The 24205-nt window shown below is 60.6% G+C and carries 20 protein-coding genes and 1 pseudogene; 17 read left to right on the forward strand and 4 right to left on the reverse strand.

The features are described from left to right. The first annotated feature begins 482 nt into the window (after positions 1-482). The 4 genes from aspA (at position 483) to AC070A_RS24565 (ending at position 6511) form a co-directional block, all read left to right on the forward strand. Entirely contained in the window at positions 483-1901 is a 1419-nt protein-coding gene (aspA, locus tag AC070A_RS24550) for an aspartate ammonia-lyase (protein ID WP_057255160.1), read from the forward strand. Between the two features lie 63 nt (positions 1902-1964). Further along, positions 1965-3245: a dicarboxylate/amino acid:cation symporter gene (locus AC070A_RS24555; protein WP_057255161.1), complete on the forward strand. Its 1281-nt coding sequence runs from the start codon at positions 1965-1967 to the stop codon at positions 3243-3245. Positions 3246-3389: 144 nt separating this feature from the next. Then, the gene (locus AC070A_RS24560) at positions 3390-5207 is read left to right on the forward strand and encodes a sensor histidine kinase (protein WP_057255162.1); all 1818 of its coding nucleotides are present in this window, start codon (positions 3390-3392) and stop codon (positions 5205-5207) included. Beyond that, positions 5183-6511 (forward strand): sigma-54-dependent transcriptional regulator, encoded by a 1329-nt coding sequence (locus AC070A_RS24565; protein ID WP_057255163.1) that lies wholly within the window; start codon positions 5183-5185, stop codon positions 6509-6511. The genes AC070A_RS24560 and AC070A_RS24565 overlap by 25 nt, the downstream gene beginning before the upstream one ends. Positions 6512-6568: 57 nt before the next feature. Here the strand turns inward: AC070A_RS24565 and AC070A_RS24570 are convergent, their stop codons facing one another. Beyond that, positions 6569-7585 carry a LacI family DNA-binding transcriptional regulator gene (locus tag AC070A_RS24570; RefSeq protein ID WP_057255164.1) on the reverse strand — a complete coding sequence of 339 codons (1017 nt, stop codon included), beginning with the start codon at positions 7583-7585 and terminating at the stop codon, positions 6569-6571. A 137-nt stretch (positions 7586-7722) separates the two neighbouring features. On the opposite strand from AC070A_RS24570, the gene AC070A_RS24575 reads away from it, so the two are divergent. The 6 genes from AC070A_RS24575 to AC070A_RS24600 all read left to right on the forward strand — a co-directional run bounded on the left by AC070A_RS24575 (position 7723) and on the right by AC070A_RS24600 (position 13960). Continuing rightward, the gene (locus AC070A_RS24575) at positions 7723-8757 is read left to right on the forward strand and encodes a Gfo/Idh/MocA family protein (RefSeq protein ID WP_113133400.1); all 1035 of its coding nucleotides are present in this window, start codon (positions 7723-7725) and stop codon (positions 8755-8757) included. A gap of 10 nt (positions 8758-8767) precedes the next feature. Continuing rightward, complete coding sequence (locus AC070A_RS24580) at positions 8768-9670, forward strand: sugar phosphate isomerase/epimerase family protein (RefSeq protein ID WP_057255166.1); 903 nt, start codon at positions 8768-8770, stop codon at positions 9668-9670. A gap of 59 nt (positions 9671-9729) precedes the next feature. Next, entirely contained in the window at positions 9730-10962 is a 1233-nt protein-coding gene (locus AC070A_RS24585; protein ID WP_113479322.1) for an ABC transporter substrate-binding protein, read from the forward strand. A 201-nt stretch (positions 10963-11163) separates the two neighbouring features. After that, entirely contained in the window at positions 11164-12066 is a 903-nt protein-coding gene (locus AC070A_RS24590; RefSeq protein ID WP_057255168.1) for a carbohydrate ABC transporter permease, read from the forward strand. Continuing rightward, positions 12063-12890 carry a carbohydrate ABC transporter permease gene (locus AC070A_RS24595; protein WP_057255169.1) on the forward strand — a complete coding sequence of 276 codons (828 nt, stop codon included), beginning with the start codon at positions 12063-12065 and terminating at the stop codon, positions 12888-12890. The genes AC070A_RS24590 and AC070A_RS24595 overlap by 4 nt, the downstream gene beginning before the upstream one ends. Then, positions 12887-13960, forward strand: a complete 1074-nt coding sequence (locus AC070A_RS24600; protein ID WP_057255170.1) for an ABC transporter ATP-binding protein — start codon at positions 12887-12889, stop codon at positions 13958-13960. Before AC070A_RS24595 ends, AC070A_RS24600 begins: the two co-directional genes overlap by 4 nt. A 74-nt stretch (positions 13961-14034) precedes the next feature. Here AC070A_RS24600 and AC070A_RS24605 read toward each other — a convergent pair whose 3' ends face one another. Beyond that, a complete protein-coding gene (locus tag AC070A_RS24605; RefSeq protein WP_057255171.1) occupies positions 14035-14700 on the reverse strand; it encodes a TetR/AcrR family transcriptional regulator in 666 nt (221 codons plus the stop codon). A gap of 280 nt (positions 14701-14980) precedes the next feature. Between AC070A_RS24605 and AC070A_RS24610 the strand changes: the two genes are divergently transcribed. From AC070A_RS24610 to AC070A_RS24635, 6 genes are all read left to right on the forward strand, one after another. Further along, the gene (locus AC070A_RS24610; RefSeq protein ID WP_113479321.1) at positions 14981-15544 is read left to right on the forward strand and encodes a TRAP transporter small permease; all 564 of its coding nucleotides are present in this window, start codon (positions 14981-14983) and stop codon (positions 15542-15544) included. A 10-nt stretch (positions 15545-15554) separates the two neighbouring features. Next, the gene (locus AC070A_RS24615) at positions 15555-16835 is read left to right on the forward strand and encodes a TRAP transporter large permease (RefSeq protein WP_057255173.1); all 1281 of its coding nucleotides are present in this window, start codon (positions 15555-15557) and stop codon (positions 16833-16835) included. 59 nt (positions 16836-16894) lie between these two features. Then, positions 16895-17908, forward strand: a complete 1014-nt coding sequence (locus tag AC070A_RS24620) for a TRAP transporter substrate-binding protein (RefSeq protein ID WP_113133404.1) — start codon at positions 16895-16897, stop codon at positions 17906-17908. A 92-nt stretch (positions 17909-18000) separates the two neighbouring features. Beyond that, entirely contained in the window at positions 18001-18861 is an 861-nt protein-coding gene (locus tag AC070A_RS24625; protein WP_057255532.1) for a shikimate dehydrogenase, read from the forward strand. Positions 18862-18895: 34 nt separating this feature from the next. After that, positions 18896-20785, forward strand: a complete 1890-nt coding sequence (locus tag AC070A_RS24630; RefSeq protein ID WP_057255175.1) for a bifunctional sugar phosphate isomerase/epimerase/4-hydroxyphenylpyruvate dioxygenase family protein — start codon at positions 18896-18898, stop codon at positions 20783-20785. Between the two features lie 996 nt (positions 20786-21781). After that, positions 21782-22207, forward strand: a complete 426-nt coding sequence (locus AC070A_RS24635) for a DUF4168 domain-containing protein (protein ID WP_082616269.1) — start codon at positions 21782-21784, stop codon at positions 22205-22207. A gap of 79 nt (positions 22208-22286) precedes the next feature. Here AC070A_RS24635 and AC070A_RS24640 read toward each other — a convergent pair. Then, positions 22287-22529 (reverse strand): annotated as a pseudogene (locus tag AC070A_RS24640) (hypothetical protein); the annotation flags it as partial. Between the two features lie 317 nt (positions 22530-22846). Between AC070A_RS24640 and dtd the strand changes: the two are divergent. Further along, complete coding sequence (gene dtd / locus AC070A_RS24645) at positions 22847-23290, forward strand: D-aminoacyl-tRNA deacylase (protein WP_057255177.1); 444 nt, start codon at positions 22847-22849, stop codon at positions 23288-23290. A gap of 284 nt (positions 23291-23574) precedes the next feature. Here the strand turns inward: dtd and AC070A_RS24650 are convergent, their stop codons facing one another. Next, positions 23575-24171: a TetR/AcrR family transcriptional regulator gene (locus AC070A_RS24650; RefSeq protein WP_057255533.1), complete on the reverse strand. Its 597-nt coding sequence runs from the start codon at positions 24169-24171 to the stop codon at positions 23575-23577. Positions 24172-24205: the final 34 nt, after the last annotated feature.

The following is a 24205-nucleotide window of genomic DNA, read 5'->3' on the forward strand; positions in this document are numbered from 1 at the left end:
TATCGACCGGAACTGGTCACCAATTGCCTGTCTGCGCCGGTCAGCCGATCGGGCGATAAAACCAAGCCAACAACAGGCTATAGCGGCCGGTAGATTTACTCGGCCCGTGGCTCGCGTTGGCAGAGATAATTTGCAGGGTTACCAGCCACTTGCCTTGCCAATCACGATGACCGCCCGGTGGCGAGGAAAGTAGTTGCAAGCGGGGTCGCCTCAGATGCATCCGCGGGAGCGACGTCCAGGCCATGCGCCGCTCGGTTCATGGCGGTGGCGTCACTAAATGGGGTTGGATCATTCGGAACACCGAACGCGCAAGCTATTCTCCATTCGGAAATCCGAACATTGCCCAACGGCTCGGCAAACCGCAACGTTTGACTTCAATGACTTAGCGGCACGGCTCGGGCCCGCTCGAATTGGCACGCCTGTTGCTCTCTTCAGGTGACACTCGCTCGGCAGCGGGTGGATGGAGAGGAGTAAAACGCCCGATGACTGTTGCCTTGAGCCGTACAGAGCATGATCTGCTCGGGGACCGTGAGGTCCCCACGGACGCCTATTACGGCGTTCACACGCTGCGCGCCGTCGAAAACTTTGCGGTGACCGGCATTCCGATTTCACACTATCCGGATCTGATCCGCGCGCTCGCGCAGATCAAGATGGCGGCGGCGCGGGCGAACATGGAGCTGGGACAGCTCGATGCCGAGAGGGCCGAGGCGATTGTTGCCGCCTGCCACGAAATCGAGGCCGGCGCGCTCAACGAACAGTTCGTGGTGGACGTGATCCAGGGAGGAGCCGGTACGTCCACCAACATGAATGCCAACGAGGTCATCGCCAATCGGGCGCTTGAGCTCCTGGGCCACGCCCGCGGCGACTACCGGCGCCTGCACCCGAACGAACATGTCAACCTCGGCCAGTCAACCAATGACGTCTATCCGACGGCGCTGAAGCTTGCGACCTACAGCGGGATCTTCCGCCTGATCGATGCAATGGCCTATCTCCGCGCAGCCTTCGAACGCAAGGCAGACGAATTCCACGACATCCTCAAGATGGGGCGGACCCAACTGCAGGATGCAGTGCCGATGACGTTGGGGCAGGAGTTCTCCACCTACGCGGTGATGCTTGGCGAGGACGAGCAGCGGCTGCGCGAAGCCGCACTACTGATCCGCGAGATCAATCTCGGCGCGACTGCCATCGGCACGGGCATCACCGCCCATCCCGATTATGCGGCTCTGGTTTGCCAGTTGCTCGCGGAGGATAGCGGCGTGCCCGTGATCACTGCGCCCAATCTCATCGAAGCCACACAGGATTGCGGTAGCTTCGTCCAGCTGTCGGGCGTCTTGAAGCGCGTGGCGGTCAAGCTTTCCAAAGTCTGCAACGATCTTCGCCTGCTTTCCAGCGGACCGCGGGCGGGCTTCGGGGAGATCAACCTGCCGCCGCGCCAGGCTGGCTCCTCAATCATGCCCGGCAAGGTCAATCCGGTGATCCCTGAACTCGTCAACCAGATCGCCTACGAGGTGATCGGCAACGACCTGACGGTGACCTTTGCGGCCGAGGCGGGCCAATTGCAGCTCAACGCCTTCGAGCCGATCATCGCCCACAGCCTGTTCAAGAGCATCGGCCACCTCAGCCGGGGATGCCTGATCCTCGCCGACAAGTGCGTCGACGGCATCACCGCGAACCGCGAGCGCCTGGAGGCGAGCGTGCTGGGTTCGATCGGCATCGTCACCGCGCTCAACCCCATCATCGGCTACGCCAATGCGACCGAAGTCGCGGCGGAGGCGCACCGAACCGGAAAGGGTGTCGCCGAACTCGTGGAGGCGCGCGGGCTGATGACCGCCGAAGCGCTCGCCGAAGTCCTGCGCCCCGAGGCGCTGACCCAGCCGCGCCCGATCACGGCGCGCAGCTGAACCACCCATCTGTTGACTGAAAAACCGCCCGGATGGACCGGGCGGGGGAGGAAGGAGATTATCATGAAGATAAACAAGCAGACGACCTGGATCGTCATCGCAATGATCCTGGGGGTTGTCGTCGGCTACGGCTGCAACGTGCTCTCGGGCAGCCCGGCCGTGGCGAAGGATATCGCCGGCTATTTCGCGATGGTGACCGACATTTTCCTGCGGCTGATCAAGATGATCATAGCGCCGCTTATTTTCACGACCCTCGTCGCCGGCATGGCTGGCATGGGCGATGCCCGGACCGTCGGCCGTATCGGCGGCAAGGCGCTCGGCTGGTTCCTGATGGCGTCGCTCGCATCGCTGGCAATCGGCCTCGTCTTCGCCAATCTTTTCCAGCCCGGCGCCAATGTTGGCGTGCCGTTGCCCGATGTCTCGGCCTCTGCTGACCTGAAGACCTCCTCGCTCAATCTCAAGGACTTCATCACCCACGTCTTCCCCCGCAACATCTTCGAGGCGATGGCGAATAACGAGATCCTCCAGATTCTCGTCTTCTCGGTATTCTTCGGTCTCGCCCTCGGCAGCTTGAAGGACACGAAGGCTCGAGCCCTGATCGAGGTCATCGAAGGCGCCGTCCCGGTCATGCTGAAGGTGACGGATTATGTGATGCGTTTCGCACCGGTCGGCGTCTTTGCTGCCGTCGCCAACGTCGTCACCGTCCAGGGTCTCGGCATCCTGATGGTCTACGGCAAGTTCGTCGGCAGCTTCTACGCAACGCTCGTCGTGCTTTGGGCCGTGCTAGTCGGCGCAGGATTCCTGGTGCTCGGCGCGAACGTGTTCCGACTGGTCAGGGAAGTGCGCCAGCCGATGCTTGTCGGTTTTTCCACCGCTTCCAGCGAAGCGGCCTACCCGCGCGTCATGGAGAAGCTGGAAGACTTCGGCGTGAAGGAGCGTGTCATCGGCTTCGTTCTGCCGCTCGGCTATTCGTTCAACCTCGACGGCTCGATGATCTATACAGCCTTTGCCGCTCTTTTCATCTCGCAGGCCTACGGCCTGCCGCTCACAATGGAACAGCAGATCGTCATGCTGCTGGTCCTCATGGTTTCGAGCAAGGGCATCGCCGGTGTGCCGCGCTCCGCGCTGGTCGTTGTCGCCGCCGTTCTGCCGATGTTCAACCTGCCGGAGGCGGGCGTGCTGTTGATTATGGGTATCGACCATTTCCTCGACATGGGGCGCACCGCCACCAACGTGCTCGGAAATGCGATTGCCACCACAGTTGTCGCCAAGTGGGAAAACGCGCTCGACATTCCTGACGGAACGGAAGAGCGCACACGCGGAAGACTGGCCGCAGCCGAATAGCAGGACGCCCAAGGACAGTCTGCCCGCTTTCCCTTGAGAAGGCGGGCAGTTTCCCGCACGCTCGCTCGGTCTCATCGGATGTGGTAGGGAGCCGGATCAACAACAACACCGTTGCGGCGTGTGCATCCGCTTCCATTCGTTCCCATGTCGATCGCCTCTTTCATTCGCAAATACGGTTTGCTGCTGCCCGGCCTCGTCGCTATTGCGCTTGCCGCCGGCATTGCCGGCTTTCGCGTCAGCGAGAACCTGGGGCTCGCTGAGTTGCAAAGAACGGGAACCCAACGCCTCGAAGTCTACGCCACCAGCCTGAACAGGCAGATCGACAAATACGCCTACTTCCCTGCGACGCTTGGACTGGAGCGGGACGTAATCGACCTGGTCGCGCGCGGAAAACCGCTCACCGACACCGTCAACCGCTACCTCGAACAGCTCAACCACCGGGCGGGCACGCTGTCTATCTATCTGCTCGACCGGCAAGGACATGTGGTTGCTACCAGCAACTGGAACCGACCTGACAGCTTTATCGGAGAGGACCTGTCCTACCGCTCCTACTTCACAGATGGCATGCGGGGCCGGCCCGGCCGGCTCTTCGGCATCGGTATCACCCGCGGCGAGCCGGGCTACTATCTCTCTTCGCCGTTGCTCGCGAATGGCGAGGTTGTAGGCGTTGCCGTGGTCAAGGTCAGTCTTGAACAATTGGAGCAGTCCTGGGCGACCGTCGAAGTGCCCGTCATCGTCACTGATCAGAACGGTGTCGTCATCCTCGCGTCAGTGTCATCCTGGAAATTCACGACGCTGCGCCCGTTGCCGGATCAAGAAAGGCGGCGGCTGGAGCGCAGCCTGCAATATAACGCCCGCCCGCTTCCCTCGCTCGGCCTGACGCGTGAGGAGGCTTTCGATGAAAATGCTGTCCTCGTGCGGCTTGCTCTGCCGTCGGACGTCGACGGCGGCTCCAAGTTGTCCGGCAATTTTCTGGCGCAGACTGCTCCCATGGGCGACACTGGCTGGTCGCTGACCGTGCTCTCGCCCGCCGGCGAGGTCAGGGCTATCGCCTGGACACGCGCCGCGCTGGCGGCGATCGCCAGTGCCTTCGTCGGCATCTTGCTGGTGCTGCTCGACCAGCGGCGGCGGCATCTGCGCGACCGGCTGCGGGCGCGAGAGGCGTTGCAGCGCGCCCATGACGAACTCGAACGCAAGGTGGAGGAGCGGACACGGACGCTACGCGCGGCGCAGGACGAGCTCGTCCATGCTGCCAAGCTGGCAACGATCGGTCAGATTTCCGCAGGCCTTGCCCATGAATTAAATCAGCCTCTGGCAGCGCTACGCACGCTTTCCGGCAATGCGGTCAAATTCCTCCGTCGCGGCGACATCGCGACCGCCGAAAGCAATCTGGACCGCATCGGCAGCATCGTCGATGGCATGGGCACGCTCACCAACCAGCTCAAGTCCTTCGCCCGCAAATCCTCCGGCATGCCGGGCCCGGTCGATGTCCGACGCGCCGTCGACAACGCGCTGTTCCTGCTCGCCCAGCGCCTGCGCCGCGCAAACGTGACCATAACCACCGAGATTGGGGCGGAAATGACGGCGCTCTGCGACGCCAACCGCCTGGAGCAGGTCATGGTCAACCTGATTGCCAATGCGCTGGATGCGATCGAGGGCATTGCGGCACCCATGTTGCGCATTCGCGGCCGGCGCGAGGCGACGCGCGTGATCGTGGAGGTCCATGACAATGGGCCGGGTCTGCCGGAAGACGTGCGCGAGCACCTCTTTGAGCCATTCTTCACGACCAAGGAAAGCAACAGGGGATTGGGGCTCGGCTTGGCCATTTCATTGGAAATCGTGCACCATTTCAGTGGAACGCTGTCGGGGGCGAACCATCCCGAGGGCGGCGCGGTTTTCACCGTCGCTCTTCCCGCAGCCGATATCGGAGAAACGCCATGGGCGACCACCTCAAGGTCCTGATCGTCGAGGACGAACCGAACGTCCGGCTCGGCTGTCAGCAGACGCTCGAGCTCGAAGGCATGGCGGTCTTGGCGGTCGAAAGTGCCGAAAAGGCACGGCAGCTCGTTGCTGCGGATTTTCCGGGTGTCGTCGTCACCGACATCCGCCTGCCGGGCGATGACGGCATGGCTCTCATGCATGACCTCCTACGGCAGGATCGCGACCTGCCGGTGGTCCTGATGACTGGCCATGGCGATGTTTCTCTGGCGGTCCAGGCGATGAAGGACGGAGCGCACGACTTCATCGAGAAGCCGTTCTCGCCCGACTATTTCGTTGAGATTGTGCGGCGGGCGCTGGAAAAACGCACGCTGACGCTGGAGGTGCGCGAATTGCGCGCGCGACTTGAGAACAGGCAATCGACCGCCAGCCGCATCATCGGAGATTCTGCTGCCATCGAGCGCGTACGCCATCTCATCGGCGAGCTTGGAAATAGCGCAGCCGACGTGCTGATTCAGGGCGAGACCGGGACCGGAAAGGAGCTCGTCGCGCGCTGCCTGCATGATGCGAGCCCAAGGCGTAGCGGCAATTTCGTCGCCATCAATTGCGGCGGCGTGCCTGAGAACCTGTTCGACAGCGAAATCTTCGGCCATGAGCCTGGAGCCTTCACCGGCGCCGCCAAGCGCCGGATCGGCAAGATCGAGCACGCCAATGGCGGCACGCTGTTTCTCGACGAGATAGAAAGCATGCCGATGGCCATGCAGGTCAAGCTGCTCCGGGTGCTGCAGGAACGCACGCTCGAGCGTCTCGGGTCAAACACCCCGATCCTCGTCGACTGCCGTGTCATCGCTGCGACCAAAGTCGATCTGGCAGTACTTGCCGAAAAAGGCGAATTCCGCGCTGATCTCTATTATCGCCTGAACGTCGCGACACTGCCCTTGCCGCCCTTGCGCGAAAGGCGCGAGGACATCGGTCTCCTGTTCGAGCATTTTGCTCTGCAGGCTGCATCACGCCACGAGCGCCCCGTGCTCGCGCCTGACGCCGAACGCACGCGATGTCTGCTCGCTTACAACTGGCCCGGCAACGTGCGCGAGTTGCGCAATGTCGCCGAGCGCTGCGTGCTGGGGATCGCAGCCGGCTTCCCGCCCTTTGGTGGGGCGACAGGCACCGCCCCTCGGCCGCTGGCGCGAACCGTCGAAGCCTTCGAGCGTGCCCTTATCGCCGAAGCCCTCGGCCGCAACGGCAACAGCCTAGCCCGCGTCAGCGAGGAATTGCTAGTGCCGAAGGCGACCCTGCATGACAAGATCCGTAAGTATGGCTTGTCGTGATGCTGGTCCATCCGCGTTGGGTTGCGGTGTGGTTATATCCTTAAGATCGAATGTTGCTCAATCGCTTTCGCCGGGGACGAGAGCCATGGGCCAGAGAAATCGCTCAGACCTCGCCGGGTAGTAATCTGCAAAGGCTGGCATCGTTGCAAGCAGGGACTCGGCAAGCGCAATCCCGAGGTCGCGCAGCGACAGACTGAAGGATGTCAGACGGGGCGACAGGAATTGCGAATGCGGGCTTTGGCGTCCGATGATCGCCATGTCTCGCCCGGGCTTTATCCCGGCTTCGACAAGCCCCCGATAAAGGCCGACAGTGATTGCTTCGTTGATGAGCACGATTGCCGTTGGCCGGTCCTCAAGCGCGCTCAGTTCGCGGGCGATCTGGTATCCTCCCGCCTCGTTCGGGGTTGAACGAAAAACGTGACGCTCGTCGAGGTGAAGCCCGTGTCGGGCGAGGGTCGCCCGGCACTGATCCGCGAAAACGTAGCCGAGATTCATGTCGTCGTGAGGTCGTGTAACGGCGATGTGCTTGTGGCCGCGGGAGACGAGCCGATCGATGGACGCCTCGGCCATGCCCTCGAAATCGAGATCAAGCCAGGGCTGACCGACATCCGTCAAGCTTCGTCCAAGCGTGATGAACGGGATCTTGCGTTTGGCCAACAGTTCGAAACGAGCGTCGTGGCGCCGGGTCGCCGAAAGAATGATGCCGTCGGCAAACCCACGCGCAACCACGCGTTTCAAATAGTCGTTGGGATCCTCCTCGGAGGAGCAGAGCAGGGCAACAAGATCGAGCTTGTGACGGGCAAAGACGGTCTGAACACCGTCGAAGACGCTCATGAAGAAGGTGTCACCCTGACCGGTAATTTCGGAGCCGGTCTGCATCATGAAGCCGATGACGCCGGTCGCGCCCTTCCTGAGCGCACGGCCTGATTGATTGGCGACATAACCAAGGGATTCTGCTGCTTCAAGAACCCTTTTTCTGGTTTCCTCGTTGACGTCGGGCTTGCCGTTCAGCGCGCGCGATACCGTGCCGATAGAAATATCGAGGTGTTCGGCAAGTTCGCGAATCCCCTTCATTTTTCCGCGTTCCTCCCCAGACCCGCGATTGGTCATTTTCTCACCTCTTGACATAAAAACCCGTTGCCGCATAGTATCGTAAACGTTTACGGAAGCCAATTGAGGAGTTGCCGCTTCCGTTTCTTGGAGGAAATCACGTGAGACACAGGGCCGTTTTGTGCGGGTGCGGAGCTATGGCCAAAGGGTGGCTAAGAGCTCTGACGCAGAGCAAAGTTCTTCGAGAGAAGGTAGAGATTGTCGGCCTTGTGGATCTTAATCAGGCGACCGCAGGCGCGCTCGCCGCAGAATTCCACCTTGGCCACATCCTGATCGGTACGGACCTGACGGAGGTTCTTCGCGGAAGCCGGGCGGACCTGCTCTTCGACATCGTCGTTCCTGCGGCGCGGCGCGCGGTGGTCGCTGCCGGTCTTGCGCATGGTTGCCACGTTTTGAGCGAGAAGCCGATGGCCGCCACGCTCGATGAGGCGCGCGAATTGCGCCGGCTTGCGACCGCGGCCTCGCGCGTTCACGCCATCGTGCAGAACCGCCGCTTCATCGGTGGTGTCCGTCGCATCCGTCGCCTCATCCAGTCCGGCGCCTTGGGCGAGCTGACGGCGTTGCATTGCGACTTCTTCCTCGGTCCGCATTTCGGGGGATTTCGCGAGCAGATGGACAATGTCCTGCTTCTGGACATGGCCATTCACACCTTCGACGCAGCGCGCTTCATGTCCGGCAAGGAACCGCTCGCGGTCTATTGCCACGAATACAATCCTGAGGGTTCCTGGTATCGCCATGGCGCCGCCGCCAATGCGATCTTCGAGTTTTCCGACAACGTTGCCTTCACCTATCGCGGTTCCTGGTGTGCTGAAGGCGCGAACACGAGCTGGGAAAGCGCGTGGCGCATAACAGGTTCGAAGGGCACGTTGCTTTGGGATGGCGGCGAGCGCTTTGAGGCCAATGTCGTCACAGGCAGCGAAGGTTTCCTGCGTGCCGTAGAGGCGATCGCAGTGCCTGAGGCCGAAGACAGTGCCGACACCAACGGCCACACGAGCGTCATCGAGCGTTTCATCCGCGCGATCGATGCGGGAACCGTGCCGGAAACCGACGGCAGCGACAACATCAAGAGCCTTGCCATGGTCTTCGGCGCGATCGACAGCGCGCGCGAGGGCAAACGCGTTACCATTGCAGCCTAGGGAGCCCATTTTGACCAACCCCAGCAAATCCATTCGCATCGGCACGATGATCTCGGCCACCAAGGGCGGCGCCGACAGGCGCATCGGCCAGATCGCCGACATGGGCTTTGAGAGTTTCGAGCCCTTCTTCTGGCAGACGACCAACGGCCAGGATCTTGCCGAACTTGGCAAACGTTGCGTGGCGGCAATCGGCGACCGCGACATCACCATGTCTACCCTTGGCATGTTCGGCAATCCGCTGGAGACGACAGAGATTGACGAACAGACCCTCCAGGGCTGGCGAGACTGCATCGACAACGCCCACCACTTCGGCGCCACCTGCGTCGCCGGTTTCACCGGCCGTCTTCGCGGCAAGCCGCTGACCGACAGTCTGCCGCGCTACCGGAAAATCTGGTCAGAGCTATCAAAGCGCGCAGGCGACAGGGGCGTGAAGATCGCCTTTGAAAACTGCGCCATGGACGGCAACTGGCAGAGCGGTGACTGGAACATCGCGCACAATCCGGACGCCTGGGAGCTGATCTTCAATGAGACGCCGGACGATCATATCGGGCTCGAATGGGAACCATGCCATCAGATGGTCTATCTGATCGATCCGCTGCCGCAGATCCGCAAATGGGCAAAGAAGATCTTTCACGTGCATGGCAAGGACGCCACGATCCGTTGGGACGTCATCCGCGAACACGGGATCTTCGGCAAGGAGAAATTCGTCTTCATGCGCACGCCCGGCTTCGGCGACACCAATTGGACCGACGTGATTTCCGAACTTCGGCTGGCCGGCTGGTCCGGCTCGATCGATATCGAAGGCTGGCATGACCCGGTCTATCGCGACGAACTGGAGATGACCGGCCAGGTCCATGGCCTGAATTACCTTAAGACCTGCCGGGGTGGCGACTTCGTCATCGACCCGGCCTGAGACGTGCATGTCGGCCGGCATGGAGGATGCCGGCATCGGGATAACCAAAGGAGGAGAAAATGGCTATCCGCGGATCCGCAATCCTGGGCGCTCTCGCCCTTGCAGGTGTCTCTCTGCTTGGACTTTCAGCCAAGGCGGAAGATGTCACGATCAACGTCTGGTCGCTCGATCGCGACATCCAGCCCGCACCGAACCTGATATCGGACTTCAACAAGCTGAACACGGGCATCAAGGTCGAATATCGCCAGATCCAGTTCGACGATGTCGTCAGTGAGGCGATGCGTGCCTATTCGACCGGGCAGGCACCCGATATCATCGCCATCGACAATCCGGAACATGCGCTCTTTTCGTCACGCGGCGCCTTCCTCGATCTAACCGACATGATCGCAAAGTCGACCGCGGTGAAGACCTCGAACTATTTTCCGGGACCTCTTGCCTCCACCATGTGGGACGGCAAGAACTATGGCCTTCCCAAAGCGACGAACACGATTGCGCTCTACTACAACAAGGACATGTTCAAGGCGAAGGGGCTCGATCCGAGCAAGCCGCCGCAGACCTGGGATGAACTGGTCGATGCGGCTCGCAAGCTGACGGATCCTTCGGCGAACGTCTACGGGCTCGCCTTCTCGGCCAAGGCCAATGAAGAGGGGACATTCCAGTTCCTGCCCTGGGTCCAGATGGCCGGCGGCAGCTACGAGCACATCAACTCGGAAGGTGCCGTCAAGGCGCTCGACATCTGGAAAACCATCATAACCGAGAAACTGGCCTCGCCGGATACGTTGACCCGCGGACAGTGGGATTCGACCGGCACCTTTAACTCCGGCAATGCCGCCATGGCGATCTCCGGTCCGTGGGAGCTCGACCGAATGGTGAGCGAAGCGAAGTTCGACTGGGGTGTGGCGCTGCTGCCGGTGCCCGAGGCCAGTGCGGAGCGTTCGTCGGCCATGGGCGATTTCAACTGGGCGATCTTCTCCAACACGCAGCACCCCGCCGAGGCGTTCAAGGTGCTCGAATACTTCGCCTCCCAGGACGTCCGCATGTTCAAGGACTTCGGACAGCTGCCCGCTCGATCCGATATTGCCATCCCTGAGACTGGTGTGCCGCTGAAGGACGCGGCCCTCAAGGTCTTCATCGAGCAGCTCAAATTCGCAAAGCCCCGTGGACCCCATCCGGAATGGCCGAAGATCTCCAAGGCCATCCAGGACGCAATCCAGGCGGCCTTGACCGGGCAGATGACGTCGAAAGATGCCCTCGACCAGGCGGCTGAAAAGATAAAGGCAGTCCTTGGCTAAAGCTTCTGGCAAGGCGGCCTGCAGGCTTCCGGACGGACCGGAACAGCCGGCCGCCTTTCACAAGCGCTTAATCCGCTTGAGGCGCTCGGGCGGAAAAACCGCAAAACCATGCCGGCGAGGCCGGCGTGCTTCTGGTCGTTCTAGTTTGCAGGCCGGGTTGTGCGAGCGGTATATGCTGGCGCCTTGGCGGCGGAGGAGCTCATGAAACGCTTTCTATCCAGCATGATCGATGGTCGCGGCTTCGATATCGGCCTTGTCGGCCTGCCGCTCGCGTTCCTGCTCACGCTCTCCGGTCTTCCGCTACTCTACAATATCGCCATGAGCCTCCAGGAGGTCGACATGTTCAGCCTCGGGAGCTTCTGGCGCCCTTTCGTCGGCCTCAAGAACTACCGTGATCTGTTCGCTCAGCCGGAAACGTGGCCGATCCTGGTCAATACCGCGACCTTCGTCGTCGCCTCGATCGCGGGTCAGTTTCTTGTAGGTTTTGGCCTGGCATTGTTCTTCTGGACGAATTTTCCGGGCGCCTCGTGGCTGCGGGGTCTGTTCCTAGTGTCCTGGGTGATGCCCGGTCTTGTGGTCGGTGCGATCTGGAACTGGATCCTCTCGGGCGACTTTGGCGTGCTCAACTTTATCCTGCGTGAAACCGGCCTCATCGACGGCAATATCTTCTGGCGCTCGGACCCCGGCTTTTCGCTCTGGGCCGTCATCATCGCAAATATCTGGCTCGGCACATCTTTCAACATGATCCTTCTGTCCGTTGGCCTGTCGTCGATCCCACGGGATCTTTATGAGGCATCCGAACTGGACGGCGCCAATGTCTGGCAGCGCTTCTGGACGATCACCTTGCCGATGATGCGCTCGTCCATCGGGGCCATCATCGCGCTCGGTCTGATCTTCACGCTGCAGCAATTCGATCTTTTCGCCGCCATCACCTCGGGAGGACCGAACAATGCTTCGAACGTCACACAATACTGGGCCTGGGATTTGTCGTTCCGACAGTACGATTTCGCCAAGGGCGCGACGATTTCGGTGATCATGATCGTCTTCGTGATGATCGCCTCAGTCGTCTACGTGCGCTCCACACGGCACGAGGTGCGCGGATGAGCCATCAAACCCGCGACCGTCTGCTGCTCGCAATCGCGATCATCCTCGCCGGCATTTATCTGTTTCCCCTCTACTGGATGTACATAACCACGATCAAATCGGGATCGGAGATGTTTGCCACTCCGCCGACCTTCTGGCCGACCGATCCCCAATGGCAGATCTTCGGCAACGTCTGGCAAGGCCGCAACATGGGCCGGTACATCTGGAATTCTCTGGTCATCGCTTGCGGAGCGGTCAGTGTCATCACCGTACTCGGTGTCGGCTGCGCCTATGTGCTGGCGCGCTATCGTAACATTTGGGTCGATATCGGGCTCTTCCTCATTCTCATGTTGCAGGTGCTTCCGGCCTCACTGATGGTCACGCCGATCTTCGTGGGTTTCTCTCAGATCGGGCTGCTCAATTATCCCCGCCTTGCGGTGATCCTTGCGATCGCGGCGAAAAGCATGCCGTTCTTCGTGGTTCTGGTGCGCGCGACCTTCATGAGCGTGCCGCAGGAATTGGAGGAAGCCGCCCTCGTTGACGGCAACTCGAGGGTTGGCGCCTTCTTCAACATCGTCCTGCCGCTGGCACGAAACGGCATCCTTGTCAGCGCCATCCTGATCTTCATGCAGGCGTTCGGAGAGTTCGTCTATTCGAAGTCGATGATCCAGGCGGTGGAGCTGCAGCCGGCAAGTGTCGGACTGAATTCCTTCATGGGACCGAACACCAACGAATGGAACAATATCATGGCCTATGCGGCGATCTACGTGACGCCAATCCTCGCCATCTTCGTCCTCCTGCAACGCCGCATCGTCTCTGGCCTTACCTCGGGAGCGCTCAAATGACCGCCCAGATCGAACTGACCAACGTCAACAAGTATTATGGTGCCTATCATGCATTGAAGGACATCGAGCTCTCGATCCGCAAAGGCAGCTTCACGGCGCTTGTCGGCCCTTCCGGTTGCGGGAAGTCGACACTGCTGCGGTCGCTGGCCGGCCTGGAGAGCATATCGTCCGGCACCCTGAAAATCGCCGGCGAGGTCATGAACGCGATGCCGCCGCGCAAGCGTGACGTGGCGATGGTTTTCCAATCCTATGCGCTCTATCCGCACATGACGGTCGAGGAGAACCTCACCTACAGCCTGCGGATCAAGGGCGTTGCCAAGGCTGACCGCAAGAAGGCGGCCAATGAAGTCGCTGCAGTGACCGGGCTTACGAACCTGCTCGGACGCTATCCGCGTGAGCTTTCCGGCGGTCAGCGCCAGCGGGTGGCGATGAGCCGGGCGATCATCCGCCATCCCAAGGCGTTTCTGTTTGACGAACCGCTTTCCAATCTTGATGCAGCGCTTCGCGTTCATATGCGCAAGGAAATCCGCGCGTTGCACGACCGTTTGGGTGCCACTTCGGTCTATGTCACCCACGACCAGGTCGAGGCAATGACGATGGCGGACCATGTCGTCATCATGCGCGATGGCGTCATCGAACAACAGGGCAGCCCGCTTGAGCTCTATGACCGGCCGGACAACAAGTTTGTGGCCGGGTTCATCGGATCTCCGGCCATGAATTTTCTGCCAGCAGTCGGCGGTCCGGATGGCCGGTCGATCATTCTCGATCTCGGTATGAAGCAAACGGTCTCTCTCGAACGCGCCGTGCAGCCGGGGCGGGCCTTGGTCGTTGGCTTGCGCCCGGAGAACATCGAGCTTGCCCCGGCGGATGAGGGCGTTGTCTCGGTACAGGTGGCGCTGGTCGAATCGACCGGGGCGACATGCTTCTTGACCATGGCAACGACGCCTGAGCTTTCGGTAGTCTTCAACGGGCGATCGCAGGCGCAAGCCGGCGATCGGGTCGGACTGAACTTTGCACCCGCCAGCATTCATCTTTTCGACGCAGATACCGAACGGCGTTTGCCGGACTGAGGGCAGATACTGACCGCCCTATAGCGCGTGGGTTGCTTCGATATGCGACTTTCCGGCTGGCCCTTGCCAGTGGCTCAGGGACGCACCAGCGCATTCCCGTCCGCTTCTTTGAGATAGCTAACAACGGCGTCGGCGATCATGGTCCGATGCCTGCCGATCGTATGTGGCTCTGAGAGGTCACGGCGAAAGATCGTGCCGAACGTATAGCGGTTGGAGACCCGGAAGAAGCAGAAGGCACTGATCAGCATGTGCACGTCGATCGGGTCGGCCTTTCGCTTGAATACGCCTTCAGCGATACCGCGCTCCAGAATGCCGGCAATCGTCTCGATGACCGAGACATTCAGATCGCGGATCGCTTCCGAACGCAGCATATGTGCGGCGTGGTGGATGTTTTCGATGCTGACCAATCGCACGAAATCGGGATTGGCCTCGTCGTGGTCGAACGTACTGGAGATGAGGGTGCGCAGCGCCTCTTCCGGCGCAAGGCTTGCAAGCTTCAAATCCTCCTCAAGTGTGCGGATCTTGCGATAGGCGCGCTCCAGCACGGAGAGGTAAAGTCCCTCCTTGCCTCCGAAATAATAGTAGATCATGCGTTTGGAGGTGCGGGTCCGCTCCGCGATGGCATCGACCCGCGCGCCAGCCAGACCATGCGTCGAGAACTCCTCCGTGGCGACGACAAGGATGTCTTCCTTGGTCCGTTCCGGATCGTTCTTCCGACTTGCCTCAGCCCGCCCCGCCATTCTTTCGTCGTCACTCCTCCGGCGTTAACCGAAATTTTCTCAATAAAACCAATTCGAAACGGGCGGGCCACAGGACTCGTCATCTCGCCTCCATTGAAAGTCATATTGAGGTTGCAGGGGTCTTTCAAGAGACTCCTCTTGACATACGTACTAGTTCGTACATTTTGTTATGAGCGATTACGCCTGGAGGAGGGCGTGGTCGCCCCGTGCCCCTGATGCGCATCCCGAAGCCGATACAACGCTCGGGCGCAAAGACGGCACTCTGCTTTGGGAGGAGCGCATGACCCGCATCATCGATTTCTATTTCTTCGCGCTGAAGGTGGCGATTGCCGTGCTGCTCGCCGGCATGGTTGTCCTCGTCTTCGGCAATGTCGTTCTGCGTTATGCCTTCAATCAGGGGATTACGGTTTCCGAAGAGCTGTCACGCATCTTCTTCGTCTGGCTGACATTCCTTGGCGCCGTCGTCGCCATGCGCGAACACGGTCATCTCGGCGTTGATACGGTCATCAAACGTCTGCCACCCGTCGCGGCAAAGATTGCTGTGCTCCTGGGCCATGCGCTGATGCTTTATGCGACCTGGCTGATGATCAGCGGCAGTTGGGCGCAGACGCTGATCAATCTCCACGTCGGTGCACCGGCGACCGGGCTTTCGATGGGCTTCTTCTACGGCGCCGGTCTCGCCTTCGGCATTCCTGCCTTCCTGATCCTACTTGCCGACGCGTTGGCGATCGCCACCGGCCGCATCGACGTGACAACGGCCGAACTCGTGCGCGAGAGCGAGGACGAGTTGGCCCTCGACGATCTTCCCGAGCCGGTGTTCGATCCCGTTTCCGCGAAACGCTGAGGAGCTGGCCATGACCGTTACGATCTTCCTCGGTGCACTCCTTGGACCCATGGCGCTCGGTGTGCCGATCGCCTTTGCACTCATCCTCAGCGGTGTGGCGCTGATGCTTTACCTCGGTCTTTTCGACGCACAAATCGTGGCGCAGAACGTCTTGAATGGTGCTGACAGTTTTCCGCTGATGGCCGTGCCCTTCTTCCTGCTCGCAGGCGAAGTCATGAACACAGGCGGGCTTTCCAGGCGCATCGTCGCGCTGGCGCTGGCGATGGTCGGCCATATTCGTGGTGGTCTCGGCTTTGTGGCGATCTTCGCCGCCTGTATTCTTTCAAGCCTCTCTGGCTCGGCCGTCGCGGACGCGGCTGCCCTCGGAGCGCTACTCCTGCCGATGATGCTGAAGAGCGGTCATGACGCAGCGCGCGCTGGCGGGCTGCTCGCCTCCGCCTCGGTGATCGGACCGATCATACCGCCGTCGATCGGCTTCATCCTCTATGGCGTCGTTGGTGGCGTCTCGATCACCAAGCTTTTTCTCGCCGGCATCTTCCCGGGGCTGATGATCGCTGCGGCCCTTTGCATCACCTGGCTGATCGTTGCCCGCAAGGAGCAGTTCGAGTTGCCGCCAAGGCAGAGCGGCACCGTGCGGCTCAAGGCGCTCGTCGACAGCATCTGGGCGCTGATGCTGCCGGTGATCATCATCGTCGGCCTGAAGTTCGGGGTCTTTACACCAACCGAGGCCGGCGTTGTTGCTGCCGTCTACTCGCTTTTCGTCGCCATGGTCGTCTATCGCGAACTGCCGCCAGCACAGCTCTTTCACGTCTTCGTGTCGGCGGCAAAAATCACCTCCGTCGTCATGTTCCTGGTCGCTTGTGCCGCGGTCTCCGCCTGGCTGATCACGGTGGCCGACGTCCCCGGTGCGCTTGCCTCGCTGATCGAGCCGCTGATGGACAACCAGACGCTTCTCTTGATTGCAATCATGGTCCTGATCGTGCTCGTCGGCACTGCGATGGACATGACGCCGACCATCCTCGTGATGACGCCGGTGCTGATGCCCATCATCAAGCAGGCGGGAATCGATCCGGTCTACTTCGGTGTCCTGTTCATCATCAACAACTCGATCGGTCTGATCACGCCGCCCGTCGGCACGGTTCTGAACGTCATCTGTGGCGTCTCGAAACTGTCGATGGAAGACCTTATGAAGGGCGTGCTGCCCTTCCTGGTCGCCGAGTTGATCGTCCTGTTCCTGCTTGTCCTGTTCCCCGCGCTGGTGACCGTTCCGGTTACCTGGTTCGGGCACTGACCGAAACTTCAAGCTTCAACACGGCCGGCGGAACTACCGGCCAAATCTGGGAGGAGAACATGTTGAAATTGACGAAACTGGCCTTGGGCCTTGCTCTGCCGCTCGCTTTGCTGACGGCAGGACCGACGCTTGCCGAGATCCGCGATCAGACGATCAAGTTCGCTTCGGCCAACAACAAGGGTCACCCGCAGGTGACCGGCATGGAGAAGTTTGCCGAACTCGTGAAGGACAAGAGCGGCGGCAAGATCGAGGTAAAGCTCTTCCCGGGCGGCACGCTCGGCGGCGACGTCCAGACTGTCTCGGCCCTGCAGGGCGGCGTCATCGAGATGACGGTGCTGAACGCCGGCATCCTCGCCAACAACGTCAAGCAGTTCGGCGCCGTCGACCTTCCCTTCCTCTTCGACAGTGGTGCGGAGGCGGACAAGGTCATGGACGGTGCTTTCGGCGACAGTCTCCTCAAGCTTCTGCCCGATACCGGCCTTATCGGTCTCGGCTATTGGGAACTCGGCTTTCGCAATCTCACCAACAATCGCCATCCGGTGACGAAGCTCGAGGACATCAAGGGTCTGAAGATCCGCACGATCCAGTCGCCCATCCCGATCGAACTCTTCAACACGCTCGGCGCCAATGCCGTGCCGCTGCCCTACACGGAACTCTATACCGCGCTCGAGACAGGGACGGTCGACGGGCAGGAGAACCCGGCCGCAAACATCATGAACGCCAAGTTCTACGAAGTGCAGAAGTACATGACGCTGACCCGTCACCAATACAATCCGCAGATCGTGCTCGTCAGTAAGAAGTTCTGGGATGGGCTGAATGACGAGGAAAAGGCCGTCCTTGAGGCGGCCGCGACCGAAGCGCGCGACTACCAGCGCAAGGTGTCACGCGACGCGGACGCCGCAGCTCTCGAGGAAATTCGCAAGACCGGCATGGAAGTCAGCGAATTCAGTCCGGAGGAAACGCAGAAGCTGCGTGATGCCGTCAAGCCGGTGATCGAGAAGTTCAGTGCCGAGATTGGCGCTGAGACGGTTCAGGCGCTGTTCAAGGAGATTGGTGCCGCACGGGGCCAGTAACAGGGTGCGAAGTCTTCGGCCCGCCCGCAAGTCACGGCGGGCCGGAAGCTGGCTGCCCGTACTTGCGGGCTTTGAGGATGGAAACGCAAATCATGACCGAAACGCTTGTAAGACCCTTGAAGGCCGGTCTGATCGGCGCAGGCATTCAAGCGTCGCTGACCCCAGCGATGCACATGGCCGAAGGCGCGGCTCAAGGGCTCCGCTATGTGTACGAACTGATCGATCTTCGCGAAATCGACGCGACGGAAAACGACCTGCCGCGTCTGCTTGCCGATGCTGAACGGCAGGGATTTGCGGGCCTCAATATCACCCATCCATGCAAGCAGGCGGTCATTGCGCATCTTGACGATCTCGCACCTGACGCGCAGCGGCTTGGCGCCGTCAATACTGTCGTGCTCAAGGGAGGGCGGCGACATGGCCACAATACCGACTGGTGGGGTTTTGCCGAAGGTTTCAGGCGGGGGCTGCCGGATGCCGACCTTTCCTTCGCCGTGCAGCTTGGAGCAGGCGGCGCCGGCGTTGCAACGGCCTATGCCGCACTTTCGCTCGGCCTGAAACGTCTAGCGGTTTTCGACCGCGAGCCGGAGCGGGCACAGTCGCTTGCCGAGATGCTGACCGCCCTGTTCCCCGAGGCGGATATCTCAGCCGGCACGGACCTTGCGGCTGCAATGCGGTCGGCGTCGGGGTTGATTCACGCCACGCCGACAGGGATGGCGAACTATCCGGGGCTGCCGCTCGACGGTGACCTTCTCGATCCGCGCCACTGGGTCGCCGAGATCGTCTACTTCCCGCTCGAAACGGCGCTGCTCAAGGAGGCGAGACGGCGCGGCTGCCGCACGCTCGATGGGGGAGGAATGGCCGTCTTCCAGGCGGTCGGCGCTTTTCGACTGTTTACCGGGCTCGAGCCGGACGCAGCGCGGATGCTCAACCATTTCAAGGCCATGACCGGCTGACACTGACGCCGGAAGTTCCAGCAAGGACAGAAACATGAAGACCTCGATAGCAACGGTTTCGCTGAGCGGCGATCTCAAGGACAAGCTGCGCGCCATCGCCAAGGCGGGCTTTGCCGGTGTCGAAATATTCGAGAACGACTTCCTTGCCTTCGACGAAAGCCCGCGCGAGGTCGGCCGAATGGTGCGCGACTTTGGCCTGGAGATCAGTCTGTTCCAGCCGTTCCGTGATTTCGAGGGTATGCCGGAGCCACTCAGAGCCCGGACTTTCGACAGGGCCGAGCGCAAGTTCGACCTGATGCAGGAGTTGGGCACCGACTTGGTGCTCGTCTGCTCGAACGTGTCGCCGGCGGCAGTGGCTGGCATCGACAGGGCAGCCGCCGACTTTTGCGAACTCGGCGAGCGGGCGGCGAAGCGGAACTTGCGCGTCGGTTACGAGGCGCTCGCCTGGGGGCGCCATATCAGCGACCATCGCGATGCCTGGGAGATCGTCCGGCGCGCCGATCACCCGAGCATAGGCCTGATCCTCGACAGCTTTCATACCCTGTCGCGCAAGATCGAGATCAATTCGATCCGCTCGATCCCGAAGGAGAAAATCTTCATCGTCCAGCTTGCGGATGCTCCGCTGATCGACATGGATCTGCTCTATTGGAGCCGGCACTTTCGCAATATGCCGGGCGAGGGCGACCTGCCGGTGACCGACTTTACCCGCGCGGTGGCGGCGACCGGCTATGATGGATATCTGTCGCTTGAAATCTTCAACGACCAGTTTCGCGGCGGTAACGCCAATGCCATCGCGGTCGACGGCTACCGCTCGCTGATCTATCTCGGGGACCAGGTGAAGCGCGCCGAGCCGGACGTCCGCCTGTCGGTTCCTGAGATGCCCCCGCGCGTCGACGTCAAGGGAGTGGCCTTCGTGGAGTTCAGCGCCTCGGAGGACGAGGCGGGCGAGCTCGAAGCGCTGCTCGTCACCATCGGCTTCAGGAAAGCGGCGCAGCACCGGACCAAGCAGGTGGTGGTCTACCGCCAAGGCTCCATCAATCTGGTGATCAACACCGAGCGGGAAGGCTTCGCCAACGCTTCCTATCTGGTTCACGGCACGTCCGCCTATGCGTTCGGCCTCGTGGTCGACGATGCCAAAGCGACTGCTGAGCGAGCCCGGGCGCTTGGCGCTGAACCCTTCGAACAGCCAGTCGGCCCAGGAGAATTGCTGGTTCCGGCGATCCACGGTGTTGGCGGCGGGATCATCTACTTCCTCGACGAGCGATCCGACCTCGCCAGGATCTGGGAGATTGAGTTCGATCCGGTGCCGGACAAGGGAGCGGCGATACCAGCTGGCCTGACGACCATCGATCACATTGCCCAGACCGTCAAATATGAGGAGATGCTGACCTGGCTGCTGTTCTACACATCGCTGCTCGATGTGCGAAAGACGCCGATGATCGACATCGTCGATCCGGCCGGCATTGTTCGCAGCCAGGTCGTTGAGAATGATGCCGGGACGCTGCGCCTGACGTTGAACGGCGCGGAGAACCGCAACACGCTTGCGGGCCACTTCATCGCCGAGACCTTCGGCTCCGGTGTGCAGCATATTGCCTTTGCCACCTGCGACATCTTCGCAACGGCTGAGGCGCTGCGTGCAAACGGCTTCAAGGCGCTGCCGATCTCGCCGAACTACTACGATGACGTCGAGGCGCGCTTCGGGCTCGACGCGGAACTTGTCGAGCGGCTGAGGGCCGAGAACATCCTTTATGACCGGGACGAGAACGGTGAATATTTCCAGCTCTACAGTCCGACCTACGGCGAAGGATTCTTCTTTGAAATCATCGAGCGGCGCGGGTATCGCGGATACGGAGCCGCCAATGCAATCTTTCGCATTGCGGCGCTGAAAAAATACCTGAGGCCAGAGGGTGTGCCTAAAAACTGATCTTCCAACGTCAGCTTTGCGTCGGTAACTGGCACGGCTCAGGCAAGTGCTCATTCCGATCGTTGAGGCGTCCTAGACGACCCAGCGTCACGCACGCACTTGCTATTGATGCTCTTTCCTTCGCGACCGAGGGGTCCGGCGTCGATGGAATGGGCGCCGAACGCTCTCTCGGCGCCCACATAATCAAGCTGGGGGCTAGGTTGTCAGAAGTAGCGAACCTCTTCGGCCTTTATGCTGAGCGGGTCTTTGCCGCGTTTGGACAGCCAGGAGTAGACGGGCGGCGATCGACTCCACGTGGATGTCGAGATCATGCATGGGCCGTCAGTATAGGCGAAGGCCGCAAGGGCTGCGTCCAATCCCTTCCGTTTTTTCGCCGTTCATGCCTTCACAGGCAATTTCCGGATGTTTCCGATAGATACGGAAGTTCCATAATTAGTCGTACGCCTCAGCGGCCGTCAGATGTTCGATCCGAGGGGAACTTTACTTATGTCGACCGGTTTTGCAGTGGAAAGCGCGAGCAACGAGTTTATGACTGAGAAAATTGTTCCTCCGCCCAAGAAGGGCGATCCCAAACCACGGCCCGTCCGCCGTCCCGAGCCCCAGGACTCGACGCCGAAGTCCGAAGAACGGATACATCCGCCTCGGGACACGAGAGAGGCGCCGGCGCCAAACCCGAATGGCGAGGATGCCACTCAACCGTGACGGCGCGCCGTCGTGCGCCGAAGGCTAGCTGATCTGCCGCCCTTCGCCCGGCGCAGCCCCGACACGCCAAAAGGGGTTCGAGGGCGGGGAAGAACATAGGGCTCGACAGAACCGGCGTCGTGGGTGAGCCATAAAGCTGCCGTTCAATGGTCAGCAAATTGCCCCGGTACCGCCGCACCAAGCCCTTCCCAGCGTTTCATCGTCACTGACGCGTTCGGTATCCAGCCGACGTGAGTGACGATCGAAAGGCCCTATCGCTGCCGATTACGTCATGAACATCATAGAGGAATGAATATGATCACTCGTTACACGCCAATTTCATCGCTGACGGCTGCAATCTTCAGTTTCATGATCTTCAGTCCAGCATCTGCCTTTGAAATTGCTCAGGCGCAAGAGACGCAGCCGACGCAGGGCCAGGCCGACAACAAGGGTACGGACGCCGCCATCAGCGAACAAAAGATCGAAGCCTTTGCTGTTGCCTATCTTCAGGTCGACAAGGTCAGGCAGGAATATTCCGCAAAGATAGAAGCAACATCGGACGAGGCGGCGAAAAAGAAGCTGGAGACCGAAGGCAGCAAGAAAATGGTCGAAGCCGTCAAAGCATCGCCGGCCATTTCGGTCGAAGAATATTCGGCAATTCTTACAGCGGCACAGAGCGATCCGGCAGTCGCCAAGAAGGTTCAGGCAGAACTTCAAAAGACCGCTCCGGCACAGCAGTAGGTGGCCTCGGCAGCAATCGGATTGCCGGACACTTGCGTGCGGCCCGCGAACTCATTTTGCGGGCTTCCGCTCCCGAGTGTTAAATACGCAAGGAGGCTTGCTGGCAGGCCCCGTGGAACTGTCGGCTACTAGCGGCCACTTGCCAAATTTTGGCGGCCACTTCCAGCGACCTTTCGAATGCCTGCACCGGCAGAAACGCGAAACGCGTGTGGAAGTTGTAGGCGCCGGTGAAGACGTTGGGCGTCGGAATGCCGCGGGCCGAGAGCACCGCGCCATCGGTGCCGCCGCACATCGGGATCAGCTTCTTGTCGATCCCGAGTTCGATGCGCCGCGATCACCACGCCATCCTCGAAGAGGGGATGTGTTTCCACGTCACCCCCTGCCACAAGTTCACGAGGAACCCAGTTCTCTTGCTTCCGCGGCATCGCCCGCGCGACAGGAAGGGTGCTTCAACGATCGCATAATGTATCGTCCGGAACGGTCGCTCGGGCAGGCGGATCGCGCATGGCCAGCCCTCCATGCTTTCCACTACGATTTCAGCGACGATCTCCTGACCGTCGGCGCGCGGTTCTGAGTAGAGCTTGATCGCCATCGCCTCGGAGCCGATAAGAGCGGGAAGCCATAGGGAGAATCGTTGCCATGAGAGCACTTATCCAGCGCGTTTCATCTGCGCGTGTCACCGTCGACGAAACGGTGACGGGGGAAATCGGCAATGGTCTGTTGGTCTTCGTTTGTGCGATGAAGGGTGACTCTGAAAAGGAAAGCGAATGGCTGGCGCGCAAGATTGTCAACCTGCGCATCTTCAGGGACGATGCGGATCGCATGAACCGTTCGCTTGTCGATGTCGGCGGCTCAGCTCTCATCGTCAGCCAGTTCACATTGGCCGCCGAGACGAAAGGAAACCGGCCGGGCTTTTCTACGGCAGCGCCGCCGGAGGAGGGCAAACGCCTATATGAGACTTTCTCTGCCAATTTCTCGGCCCTTGGCGTTGCCGTTGCGAATGGCGTCTTCGGTGCGGACATGCGGGTGGAATTGGCCAACGACGGTCCAGTTACGATCTGGCTGGACACGACGTCCGGCTAACCGCTTCAGGGTCGCATATTAAGCGGAACGAGCTTGAGGCGATGATCACCTATACTCGCGATCGGATCGCCTGGATGAATGACTGTCGGGCCGGGTCAGAGCCCAGGTTGAATAGCATCGACATGCGATCGGAGGTGCCGGGCTTTGAGTTGAATTACTACGAGCGTCGGTGCCCTTTGTTTGCGTCCACCCGCACGGCCGACGGCGCGATCCCTTCCACAAGGTCTGTGCTGAAAAGGTCGCGTCATCTATCGAACGGAACTGCCAAGCTGGCGCCGAGTACGTCAGCTCCGGCTCCTGGCGAGAATTCCTGCGAGCACTGTAATCTCACGTTCGAGCACTTCGGGCGTTATGCCGACGAACCGTCCTTCAAGGCTGAGAGAGATCACGCCATGAACGGCCGCGAAGAACGTCCGGGCACGAATTGCCACGTCTTGGCGAGAAGCATCAGGCATATGTCGCGCGAGTGGTGCTGCGATGAGCCCGATCAGGAAAGCGTGTTCGGCAAGGTGCCACTCCGGAACGGAGACGCCCTCCGGCATCCTATGTTCGAAAAGGGCGGACCACAGGTTTCGCTCTGCTAGCGCGAAGCGCAGGTATGCCAGAGACAGGCTGAGGAAAGTCTCCTCAATGGCCGCTGATGGCGAAATCGCGGTGTTGAGGGTGTTCTCCAACTGTTTCAGCGTCCCCGAGTTGACGTGGAGAATCAGCCCGTCGAGATCATCGAAGACCGTGTAAAGACCACCGAGCGCCGCGCCGGCGCGTTCGGCGATATCCCGCGCGCGCAGGTTCTTCAGCCCTTGTTCGCGAATGAGCTCCGTGCAGGCGACTATCAGCCTTGCCTTCAGGTCTTCCTTCTTCGTTTGACGCTTTCCGACCACCGGTAACCTCATTTTTGAACGTTGTTCATTTTTA

It is taken from the genome of Ensifer sp. GW101-20A05 (genome assembly GCF_059424735.1).